The organism is Mesotoga sp. Brook.08.105.5.1 (assembly GCF_002752635.1).
Lineage (GTDB): Bacteria > Thermotogota > Thermotogae > Petrotogales > Kosmotogaceae > Mesotoga.
Window position 1 is genome coordinate 1 of the sequence record NZ_AYTW01000038.1, and the last position, 11,341, is coordinate 11,341.

At 46.4% G+C, this 11,341-nt stretch carries 11 protein-coding genes and 1 pseudogene; 4 read left to right on the plus strand and 8 right to left on the minus strand.

All coding sequences use genetic code 11. The features are described from left to right. Positions 1 to 230 (minus strand): hypothetical protein (locus V512_RS14765; RefSeq protein ID WP_207759765.1); only part of this gene is annotated, 230 nt, incomplete at its 3' end. Between the two features lie 536 nt (positions 231 to 766). Between V512_RS14765 and V512_RS11515 the strand changes: the two genes are divergently transcribed. Continuing rightward, on the plus strand, positions 767 to 2,332 hold the full coding sequence (locus tag V512_RS11515) for a tetratricopeptide repeat-containing diguanylate cyclase (protein ID WP_243392410.1): 1,566 nt from the start codon (positions 767 to 769) through the stop codon (positions 2,330 to 2,332). 91 nt (positions 2,333 to 2,423) lie between these two features. Here V512_RS11515 and V512_RS11520 read toward each other — a convergent pair whose 3' ends face one another. From V512_RS11520 to V512_RS11530, 3 genes are all read right to left on the minus strand, one after another. Next, positions 2,424 to 3,158: an ABC transporter permease gene (locus V512_RS11520; protein ID WP_099830608.1), complete on the minus strand. Its 735-nt coding sequence runs from the start codon at positions 3,156 to 3,158 to the stop codon at positions 2,424 to 2,426. Then, positions 3,155 to 4,120 carry an ATP-binding cassette domain-containing protein gene (locus tag V512_RS11525; RefSeq protein ID WP_099830609.1) on the minus strand — a complete coding sequence of 322 codons (966 nt, stop codon included), beginning with the start codon at positions 4,118 to 4,120 and terminating at the stop codon, positions 3,155 to 3,157. Before V512_RS11525 ends, V512_RS11520 begins: the two co-directional genes overlap by 4 nt. Before the next feature lie 107 nt (positions 4,121 to 4,227). After that, positions 4,228 to 4,533 carry a metalloregulator ArsR/SmtB family transcription factor gene (locus V512_RS11530; RefSeq protein ID WP_099830610.1) on the minus strand — a complete coding sequence of 102 codons (306 nt, stop codon included), beginning with the start codon at positions 4,531 to 4,533 and terminating at the stop codon, positions 4,228 to 4,230. 591 nt (positions 4,534 to 5,124) lie between these two features. Here V512_RS11530 and V512_RS11540 point away from each other — a divergent pair. Further along, entirely contained in the window at positions 5,125 to 5,571 is a 447-nt protein-coding gene (locus V512_RS11540; RefSeq protein WP_099830612.1) for a MarR family transcriptional regulator, read from the plus strand. Here the strand turns inward: V512_RS11540 and V512_RS11545 are convergent. From V512_RS11545 to V512_RS11550, 3 genes are read right to left on the minus strand one after another with little or no spacing between them, the layout of a single operon-like run. Beyond that, on the minus strand, positions 5,568 to 6,608 hold the full coding sequence (locus tag V512_RS11545) for an anaerobic sulfatase maturase (RefSeq protein WP_243392413.1): 1,041 nt from the start codon (positions 6,606 to 6,608) through the stop codon (positions 5,568 to 5,570). The two genes, V512_RS11540 and V512_RS11545, sit on opposite strands and share 4 nt — an antisense overlap. A 15-nt stretch (positions 6,609 to 6,623) precedes the next feature. Next, complete coding sequence (locus V512_RS15165) at positions 6,624 to 6,818, minus strand: hypothetical protein (RefSeq protein ID WP_243392411.1); 195 nt, start codon at positions 6,816 to 6,818, stop codon at positions 6,624 to 6,626. A 39-nt stretch (positions 6,819 to 6,857) separates the two neighbouring features. Then, on the minus strand, positions 6,858 to 8,291 hold the full coding sequence (locus tag V512_RS11550; protein WP_243392412.1) for an arylsulfatase: 1,434 nt from the start codon (positions 8,289 to 8,291) through the stop codon (positions 6,858 to 6,860). Positions 8,292 to 9,106: 815 nt separating this feature from the next. Between V512_RS11550 and V512_RS11555 the strand changes: the two are divergent. Next, positions 9,107 to 9,853: pseudogene (locus V512_RS11555) on the plus strand (formylglycine-generating enzyme family protein). A gap of 86 nt (positions 9,854 to 9,939) precedes the next feature. Here V512_RS11555 and V512_RS11560 read toward each other — a convergent pair. Beyond that, on the minus strand, positions 9,940 to 10,305 hold the full coding sequence (locus V512_RS11560) for a hypothetical protein (protein ID WP_099830613.1): 366 nt from the start codon (positions 10,303 to 10,305) through the stop codon (positions 9,940 to 9,942). Positions 10,306 to 10,658: 353 nt separating this feature from the next. Here V512_RS11560 and V512_RS11565 point away from each other — a divergent pair, with 353 nt between their 5' ends. Then, a complete protein-coding gene (locus tag V512_RS11565; RefSeq protein WP_099830614.1) occupies positions 10,659 to 11,168 on the plus strand; it encodes a PH domain-containing protein in 510 nt (169 codons plus the stop codon). Positions 11,169 to 11,341 lie beyond the last annotated feature (173 nt).

An 11,341-nucleotide genomic window follows, 5' to 3' on the forward strand; every position in this document is an offset into this window, starting at 1 on the left:
CTCCTGTTCAGGATCTGGGCTTTGGAGGAACCGGGGTCGGTGTTACCAGGTAGGGGGTTGGAAAGAGCAAAGGAATTGGTTTGCTGTAGAGAACCCTTTATTCGTTCCAGAGCGAGGATCTGTTCTTCGTTCTTGGTTAGGGCCATTGAAGCAAGAGCATCAAGATTTCGACCAGGAGCTTTGTCGGAATGACGGAATCTTTCCTTTTCGGAATAATCATTCGCTTTCATCCCGAACTTGTTTCGGGATCTCGGTTTTGATCTTGTCGAAGGTCCGCTCTTCTCGGTGGACGGCGGACCGTTGACGGACAACGTTGTCTTTGTCAGCGGCCAGTGGGTCCTCGGTCTTAACCGTTCAGCGGAACTTCTGACGGTCAGCGGCTCTTTCGAACAAACAGCTGCTCTCCCAAGAACGGCTTCTAGCGATCTTACCAGACCCTTGACCCCAGACCCGGTTCTTCCCTGCGCCTCATACCCGCGAAGTGATACGACTGGCTTTTGCGAAGGCGAGACTGGGACGCGTATCGTGACTGGCTTTCAAAAAGCCTCCTGCCCACTCCGAACGCCCGTTCTTTCTTGATGGCATGAATTTGCATTCAAACATGGCATAAATTTCAATCATTTGAACTGACCTTCTGTCATCATATTATCAACTTGGCAGTCGAAGGATTTGCAGGTCATTCTCTGTTTGCTTGCAAGCGCCTACAATTTCTGTATTGTTGAAGATGAGCAAAGAATGTTGCACGACAGATGCGCGGGAGGCCATGATGAACGAGAAGAGGTCGATCGAAGAGATTATGAAAGCCTATTCAGAAGTCCCCTATGAGGATTTCAGGAAAAAGCTTGCAATCTTGAATGAGCTTTCGAAGATAATGTTCAAAGAGGGCAAACCTCTTCTCGCCTCGGAAACTGTTAAAGTGGAGCTTTCTAGAATTGAACCCCCTGAATGTATTGAGCTGGCTAACGTTGCGCATAACATGATTAAGTTCTCATGCGTTGTGGGCAATTACGATGCATCGATCGAGTATGCCTTGAAAGCAATGGCTCTTTTCAGAGACTTTGGGACACCCGATGACGTTAACGATGTGATCGGAAACATTGGCGGTGTCTATGTCTACATGGAGCGGTTTCAAGAAGCCCTCGAATACACCGACAAGGCTCTTGAATACGCTCGAATGAAGGGCGATGATCTCGCGATAGCATACTTTCTGAACAACAAGGCAATAGCTCTAAAGAATCTGGAAAGATTTGACGAAGCCATAAACTGCCTTAGCAAATCTATAGAGATAAAGCTTGCTCTGGAACAGACTGCGGATCTATGCAATAGCTATTTCAATCTATCCGACACGCTTATAGTCTCAGGAAGATATGAAGAGGCTCCAGGTGTATTGAAGTTGGCCGAACCCCTTGTAGAAGAAATCGATGATCCGGCCAAGACTGCGGAATTCAATCTTCTGAAAATCGATTATTACATCGGGACCAAGTGTTATGAAAAAGCTCTTGTCAAACTGGACGCTTACATAGACTATCAGAAGAAATCGGGATTTATGTCTAAGATACCGAAAGCCATAAGAAAGAAGATCACTATTCTTGAAGAGCTAGGAGAAGGGAGATTGGCTCTTGAGCTTTACAAGGAACTTGACCTCTTATCCCAGAAGCTCTACAAAGAATCCAGCAGCGCCAAGGCTGCTGAATTGGGGGCTTCATTCAGATTTCAACAAAAGATGCACGAAATACAGCTACTGAGCAATCAGAACCTTGAGCTTCAGGAGGCAAAGGCAACGATCGAAAGTCAATACAGAGAACTTCTAAAAATCGACCGCAAACTGAAGAATGCAAATGAGTTGCTCGAGAAACAGGCCGAGATAGACCCATTGACGGGCCTCCTAAACCAGAAAAAGATGTATCCCATAATTAAAAGAGAGATAAAGAGAGCCTCGCGACACGGAACTCCACTATCCATGATCATGATAGATCTTGACAACTTCAAGAACATAAATGATACTTACGGCCACCTTAAGGGAGATATGTCACTCAAGAATGTGGCGGGCATGATCAGGTCTTCTCTTAGAGAGGTTGACTTTGTCTTCAGGTACGGCGGGGAGGAATTTCTTGTTCTTCTACCCTCGAGTGATTTGCAGATGGCAAGATCAACCGCAGATCGTCTCCGGGAGAAGCTGGCCGAAACCACAGACCCTCCAATAACGATGAGCGCCGGTGTGTGCAGCTGGTCAGGTGAAGACGCAACTCAGTTCATTCAGAAAACCGACCGCCTACTGTATGAAGCAAAAGACAAAGGCAAGAACAGAGTCGAATCTCAAGGAGATATTTGATCAGAAGATCGGTGCAGCCTCAACCGAAAGGAAAACAGAACGTTCGGTCTCATAGAGTTTCCGGAAAAGCGGACTCATGTAACCCCGGAGGCTAGTAAATCCATCTCCTCTCAATATTCCGCGTACTTATCAGAAAGAGAAACACGGCAAAGCCCAATAGTATAAAAACGCTCACCAGAGGGTTTATAATTCCATTTCCGTTTATCGCATGTTTAAGAGAATCGGCACCATATGTCAGAGGAAGGATGAAGGAAAAAGGTCTAAGAAAGGCCGGCAGATTCTCTATAGGAATGAAAAGGCCGCAGAGAAACATCATAGGGAAACGGAAGAAGTTAGAAAACGTCTGCGCCTCGAATACTTCGTTGACCGAAACGGCAATGAAAAGACCAAGAAAGGTCGAGGTCACGGCAATCAACAGAACGCTAACTGAAACCAGGAACCAGTTTATCCCAGATAAGTCGACAATCAAGAGGGCAAAGAGAACGGGAATGAAAGCATTGATAATCCCGAAAAGTATCGCCCCAGTCGTCTTTGCAAGCATGAGCAGCTTCAAGCTGATGGGAGCAAGCAGCAACCGCTCGAATGACCGGCTCTTCCTTTCAAACGTTATCGTTACCGCAAGCATCGAAGTAGTTCCGAAGAGAACGGAAAGCGACATCACACCAGGCAAAATACCCCTTATGTCCACAGGACCTTCCGATCGAACAAAGAACATCAGCGTCCAGGAAATTGGGAAGATAATGCCCCAGCTTATGTTGGGCGGTTTCAAATAGTAGTTCTTCATATCCTTCATCAGTATCGTCCAGTAAGCGAGTGCGCTGCTCATCTCTTCTTTCCCTCCTTCTCCTTCTTCATTCTATCGACTTCTATTCCGGTCACTTCAACAAAGACTTCTTCAAGAGAAGGCTGAATAATCTTAGCCTCGTAGACATCGATACCTCTGGAACTGAAGAAACTCATAAACGGCATCAGCTTTATTGGTTCCCGAGAAGCTATTCTAATGGTATTGTCGGAACGCATGCTTATGGACACATCGCTGAACTCTTCTGACACTTCAGTTTTGAACTCCGAAGGATCCTTCCCGAGAGTCAGCTCGACTATGCTCTCTTTCTGAGCATCTTTCATCAATTCGCTGACGGTTCCAATCTTTACAACCTTGCCTCCGACTATGAACCCTATCCTGTCGCACAACCTCTCCGCTTCTTCAATGTAATGGGTAGTAAGGAATATGGTCGTTCCCCTGTCATTCAATTCCCTTACCAGTCTTCTTATTTGCCTCGCACTCTCTACATCTATACCAGTTGTGGGTTCATCCAGGAAGAGAATCTCCGGATCATGAATTATGCCTGCAGCTATGGTTAGTTTTCTCTTCATACCCTTGGAAAAGGCTTTGAAAGGTCTCTTGCCTGTATCTGCGAGCCCAAACAGCTCAAGCAACTCTCTGGCCCTTCCTTTCCTCGCCGCCTTTCTTACTCCGTAAAGAGCCGAACAGAAGACCAGATTCTCATAGCCGCTCAGATCATCGTACAGGTTGCTTTCATCGGGCACAATTCCTATTATCCGCTGCACTCTCTTGATCTCCCTGATGCCGTCTTCGCCCGCAATACTTATACTTCCCGATGTCGGTCTTGCAAGACCTGTAAGCATGTTTATCGTTGTAGTCTTTCCGGCACCGTTGGGACCGAGGAAACCGAACACCTCTCCTTTCAAGACCGAAAAGTCGATTCCGTTGACCGCTTTGAATCCGTCGTAGTCTTTTGAGAGACCTGAAACTTCGATGATATTCACTCTTGTTCCTCCCGTATAAATCGCTTATATATAAAACATATTCAGTGAAATTCGGATTAGAAAGGCGTGCCTGCTGAAAGGAAGAAGATTCCACCTTGTATCCTCTCTCATTCGGCAGACCATTCGGCAACTAGATCCGAATCGGAAGTCGCCTCGCTAAGCTTGGTAAGCTGGCTTGCCAGTCTATTCAAGGGCTCTCTATTCATTGAGTAATGGGTGAAGTAACCCCGCTTCTCTGTACTTACAAGGCCAACGCCACGTAGCACTTTCAGATGTTGTGATATGGCTGATTCAGACACTCCCATTCTCTTTGCAAGAGCTTTCACACAGAAGTCTCTTTGAAGAAGCAGCTTGATTATCTCGAACCTTGTGCTATCCGCAATAGCCTTCAAAACATCTATTTCAAGAGTCAATGAGAAGTTTCCTCCAATCCAATTAAGTGCTTGCTTAATTAAATTATAGTAGATTTTGGGTAATCATTCAACAGTAAATCTCGTGTCTGGAATTCTTGGATTGGTCCATCTCTTCCTGAAATTGCTGCAAGGTCGCTTTGTCTCACGAATGTTATCCTTCCAATAAACAGTTGTTATCTTCTTGGTAATACTAATTACGATAATTACCAATGCTTATTCAAGAAGGTGAAGAACATTGAGAGACTGCCCCTGCAGAAAAACGAAGTTCGAGTTCCACGGCGTATGGGATAAATGCCGGAGCAAGCACGAGAGACTCGGATCGCTTCCGGCCTGTGAAAGGAAGAGAAGGAGGAATCGGAAGTAATGAAAAAACTGATCAACCGTATCCTGTTGGTTGTAGCGCTTTCCCCGCTCGTACCAGCTGTCGCCACACTTTTCCCCTGGGAAGCTTCGAAGCCCAATTGCCTCGGCACTATTCTGTCTGTTCTTTTGCACCGTATAGCTCCATTATCCTTACAGGGATTGCATTTGCCACACTCGGTCTTATTATCGCAACCAAAAGGCTGCTGAAGAGGTTTCTGAGGTTATCCAATGATCTTCGATGACAAGATTGGAAGCCTATTCGAGAAAATAGCTTCTCTGCACATAAATCTAAGCAGACATGCACGGATTGCTCTGGAACCTCTAGGTATTACCTACCCGCAGTTCGGCTCATTGCTCGTTCTTTCGAACCTCGGGGAGATAACCCAAAAGCAGCTCTCCTCACATCTCGAAACTGACACAACAAACACCATGGTGATATGTATCGGACTGGAAAAGAGGAAGCCGATAACGAGAAAGCAGTCCTTTGAGGACAAGCGGGCCAACTTTGTCTCGATAACCGCGAAGGGAAAAGAGCTGTTTCAAGAGTCCACGGCAGTGCTTGCAGGGATTTACGGACCTGTGGCAAATTCCATTACGGGAAAAGAAAGAGAAGTCGCAAACGAGATCCTCGGCAAACTTCTTGAAACGCTGAATTCTTTCGGTAAGGAAAGTTAGATTTTCTTCTGTTTCGTTGCCCTGAGGATTTCCGCGAGTTCCTTCATATATGGGTATATGTGATGAAAGTACTTTTTCAGTCCGGCACAGAGATAGTTCAATCCCGGTTCTCCGTCTGGCGTTTTGACGAATCGGTTCTTTGGACACTCTCCATGACAGGCAAAGAGATATTCGCACCTGTTGCAGTATTCTGGAAGCGCGGCAGCCTTCGAAACTCCAAAGACAGTCTGTGATGTGGAAGTTACCATTTGGAGCAACCTATGGTCCTTAATGTTCCCAAGCCTGTGCTCGGGATAGACAAAGTGATCGCAGGAGTACAGGCTTCCATCGGCCTCCAGTGCAAGTGCCCTTCCACAAGTCTCGGAGAAGATACACAACGATGCCTCCATACCGAGCCACTGGGCAAGAGCACACTCAAAGAGAAAGACAAAGACTTTGCCAATATCTTCCCTGTACCAGATATCGAAAACACCGTTGAGAAAACTCCCGTAGTCTTCAGGAACGACCGACCAATCGGCAACGAGCGAACCATGCTTACCTGGCAGGGCTTCGGGAGATCCTGTAGTCGGCATACTTTCTTCAGAAATGAACGTAGTGGGCGAGCTTCTAAATACCTTCGGTTCTGCGATAGGAATAAACTGCATTCTGGTTGAACCGGCTGTATCCCTCAAAAAGCGATACACTTCTCTAGGATACTTCGCGTTTATTCTGTTGACCACGGTCAGGGTGTTGAAGGGAATCTCGTACTTGTGCAAAAGCTTTATGGCATTGAAGACCTTCTGGAAGGTCGGGTCGCCGCTCCTTGTCTTTCTGTAAACGTTATGCAGTCTCTCTGGCCCATCGATGCTTATTCCTACGAGAAAGCTGTGTTCTTTGAGAAACTCGCACCACTTTTCATCGAGCAATGTTCCGTTTGTCTGAAGGTCGTTGGCAACTTTCTTGCCTGGAGGGCAATACAGCCTCTCGTATTCGACAATCTTCCTGAAGAAATCTACACCGAGAAGAGTAGGTTCCCCTCCTTGCCAGGTGAAGACTATCTCTGGAACTGTTTGTCAGTTGATGTACTCATAGATGAACCTCTCTAGAACCTCATCGCTCACAATATTTCTACTGCTTATTAGCTCCTGTTTATGCAGATAGAAGCAGTAGGCACAGTCGAGATTGCATAGTGCTCCCGTGGGTTTGACCATAACGTGAAACGCATTGATCCTTTGCCTTGTTTTCCAATCGACTGCGCCCTCTGCCATTTACTACTCTCCCTCTCTGCGAACTATTTCTGGTTCGTTCTAGTGACCCGTAATTATGTTGACTCCCGGTGGGTATTCACGGAATGTAGCTATGTGCTTCTGCATCGCTTCTATGAATAGATCCGTGAAAACGAGTTTTCTTATCGAGACGTTGTGTTCTTCCTTCGGATCCAGATAAAGATTGTACAGGTGATAATACGGGAAGGCCATTATATAACCGGTGAAACCTCCAGGATTCACGATTCCCTCGCCCGAATCCGATTCAGCAAACTGCACATACTTGTACTCGGCCAACCTTACAGCGGAGAAGTAGCTCATTAGCCAGTAGTAGATATACTTCCTGTTTGAGAGTCCTTCCTCAGCTAGGAGGAATGAAGTCTGGTCTACGCCGTCGATATACCTGTCGGTGGGGATAGAATCGGCTGCTCCTGCGAGTGTAAGGCATGTATTGAAGATATCGGAGATATCGAATAATCCGTCCGAGACGCGCCCGGGTTCTACCATGCCCTTCCAGTAGAAGATCGCCGGAACTCTGACTCCGCCTTCCCAGGTCGAACCTTTTGCACCTCTGAACGGCGAGTAGGCGCTGTCAGGCCAGGATTCCATTTCGGGACCGTTGTCGGAAGCGATGAAAATCAGCGTGTTCTCAAGTTGTCCCGTTCTCTCGAGCGCTTCGACCAGCTCACCAAGTATGTCATCAAGCTCGACGATCGTGTCTTTGTAGGCCTGCTTTGCCGGAGATAACCCCTTGTACTCGTCTCTGGGATAGTTGTCGAAGTGGGCGCCTCTCGTGCAGTGGTAAAGGAAGAAGGGTTGGTCACTATCGGCCATCTTCTCTATGAACTCAATCGAGTAGTCCTTCCAATACTCGTCGAGATGAGATGATACTTCGATATCTATCTCTTTTATCTGTTCTATGGTGCCGCCCTTTTCAGCGTGAACCCAATACTTCTCGAAAGCAAACTCGCGCATCATTTCAGTTCTCTCTTCGCTGTAAACGATTTCGGGGTAGAAGTAAGGATCTCTCCACTCCGTGTAGAGATCCGATACGCTGAGAAAACCCGAAAAGTCGTCAAACCCGACATTCTGAGGCTGCGAACCGGGATTTTCTCCCATGTGCCACTTGCCTACCGCCTGGGTGACATAACCAGCATCGCTCAACAACTGGGCAAGTGTAATCGCGTCTGTCAAACCTCCCGCTTCGTTGTATAAAGTCGGTCTGAGTATTCCGTGTCTTACGGGAAGTTGCCCGGTCAGAAGAGTTGCTCTAGTCGGCGAAGAAGACGGTTGAGAATAGGCGGAAGTCAGCATGAGTCCGTCTCTTGCAAGAGCATCCATGTTTGGAGTCGGTGCTCCTACAGCGACACCTCCACCGTAAACCCCAAGGTCTCCCCAACCGACATCATCCATTAGATACACAAGAATATTCGGCCGCCTGCCCGTTCTGCTCTCAAACTCGGCCAACTTCGCCATGGCCTCTTCTCTCTGCTCGGCATGAGTATTACCTCCTCCAGATTCGGGGCCGGTTTCACCGTTTCGAGCGCCATAGTGTCTTCATAGTTGGCAGCAAGCGCTGATGTGAAAGCGAGAGCGCTTCCGGTGGCTCCGATAAGCACTCTTCTGAGTAGCCTGGAACTTTGAATTTCCATACAACCATCTCCTCTTGGATTCACTTTCAAGAATCTGTTCTGGAAGCTAGAAACTATCCAACAAAACTGGAAAGCAGCATTCCGAGATCGCTCTCGCATAGCCTCATCGGCAGAAAAAGAAAACAAGCAAGGATAGTTCACAGAGTCACGAAATAAATACCTTCAAGATACTATCACAAAGGTCTTCATAATCAGAGCAAACACCAGATATTTCCGCAATGAAACTCTCACTGTTCAAATCATGAACGATCGAACAGCAAGTCTTTCCTAATAATTACTCCTGGCCAGCTTTGAGACATACAATAATTCACTTATGAGAAACTCCTGGGAAATTAACATATTTTGATATTTAGATTTTGCAGAACAGCAATGGAAAGACGAAGTGATAAATTCGTTTGATTCATACAAATCGAATTCGCTTGTCCTGAAGAGAGCCGGTGATATATTATTACAAGGCGCCACGCAAACCAACTTACCCTAATCCTCAAACAGAATGCTCCTTGAAAGTGTGGAGGCGATCTTATGAAGAAGGTAACGTAAATCCTAATCTCGATAGTATCTATAGCCATCTTCGTCACTGTTCTAGTGCTTGCACTGAAACCGGCAAAGGAGTCCCCTCCGGCCGAAAGCATCGTGGATATGGTTCTCGTGGAAAACGGTTCCTTCACTATGGGTGACACATGGGGAAATGGAAAGGATGACGAGAAACCTGCTCATGAAGTCACGATCTCCTATGATTTCGAAATGGGGAAATATGAGATTACCTTTGCCCAGTATGATCTCTTCTGTAAGGAGACAGAGAGAACTCTTCCCGGAGATGAAAGCTGGGGAAGGGATAAGAGACCGGTTATCAACATTACTTGGATGGACGCCATAGCTTTCTGCAACCGGTTGAGCGAGAGGGAAAAGCTTTCTAAGGCTTACGACGATAATGGTTACTTTCTCGACAAAAACGGGAAGGTGATGGCCGATCCATCTAAGGTAGTCGGATACAGGTTGCCCACCGAAGCGGAATGGGAATATGCTGCAAGGGGAGGAAGCAAAAGCGAGGGATACATTTACTCTGGTGGAAATGAACCGGACCTTGTAGCGTGGTATTCCGATAATTCGGGAGACATGACACATGAAGTCTGACAGAAGAGTCCAAACGAACTGGGAATATTCGACATGAGCGGAAACGTATCGGAATGGTGTTCCGACGCATATGACGACTTCTTCTGTAGAAGAAGCCCGGGAAAAGATCCGTACCATCAGGCACTGGGCAACAAATCGATCCGTGGAAAGGCATGGTGGGACGGCATCGTCAGAGTAACAAGCCGCAGCTACAACTCACCAAATAGTACAACCAGCATTTGTGGGTTCAGGATCTGCCGGAACGTCAGCTAATCCAGGAAAGAAGTCTCAAAATCCCAACTCAAAAGTATATCGCTTTCTTGATGTACCGAACAATCCTATTTCAAGAATCTCGAAGGCTATTTGTAGAGGAATCCAGTAGTGATGAGACTGCCGTAATTGTTGTAAATCTCTATTCGCAGTGCACCGTAATTCTGCAATTCAGCCTCGATGATCCTCTCATGCCAGGAAGAGTCATACCAGCCGTACTCCCCGACAAAGCTTCGGTTGGCTCTTCTATTTACTATGTTCACACTGTAAGAGTCATTGTCGAACGATATAGATCCGGTGTTGTTTGAGTTAATCACTAGAACCGTATCATAGTTACCATAGGCATCAGTAATGACTCCTTCCCAAATCCCATCTAGCATGTCGCCAAATGAAAAACATCCGCCAATCAAGAATATTAGAATCACAGCTACAGGCACCAGGTACCACTTCTTCATGGACACTCCTCCAAAAAAATTGCGTACCAACAATCTCCAGGAGCAGCTTCAGATAAGAAAGAAGACACTCGCTGTGGAGAATCTCAAATTCATTCTATGACATCCAGTCTCACATAATCTTGATTGAATAGCGGTGCGAACCAGCTTCTAATCTTGTATGCAGCATGGAATTCAATCCATGTTCTATCATTTGGATCGATTATCACTTCAACAAGAGCTTTAAACTTTCAACTCTCCAGATAACTAACTCTCTGTATTCAACCGCCATTAATTTATGATCTCAACAACATATGAAGATCAGAATAATTCGAATGTGTAATAATTGAATCGAATTTCCTTTGAGGAGGTAAGGTATGGAGACAGTTGTATTCAAGTTTTCATTACCAACATCCGCGATTATGCTGAATATTGGCATCGTTGTTTTCGTTGCGGTGATATTCGTTTTCTCCCTGTTCAAGACAAAGGGCTGGCAGAAAACTCTTTCGCTAATCATCACGGGCGGCCTGTTCGTCTTCTTCATATTTATCTTCCTGATATTTCCATTCACAAATGCCGTGAAATGCGACGGCGAAAGTGTTGTGCTGAACGCACTTCCCTTCGGAAGGAAGACGATAGCGATAGATTCGGCCGAAATTGTGGGGATTATCGATTTGACGGAAGAGAGAGACTTCGAGCCGACGGTAAGAACCAACGGAGCATCTACAGGTCTATACAAAGTGGGTTGGTTCCGACTCAGAAATGGCTCCAAGGCCTTCATCATGACTGCAAGACCGGAAGTCTTCGTCATGAAATCCGAGGAAACATACTACTTGATCTCTCCGGATGAGCTTCAGGAATTTGCCAGCGTAATTTCCTCAAATTAGCAACAAAGGACGAGGTTAGAGTTTAATGGTCGGAGGTCGGAAGATCAGGGTGTGCCAAGAAGGCGAAGAAGGAAACTTCAAGCCATGCTTAATCGAAGATGAGGGAGGGCCCCTCGAAGCCGCCATGCAGGTGGAGGCTTCAAACCACCGTAAGCTGCTGTGGTAAAGAGCCA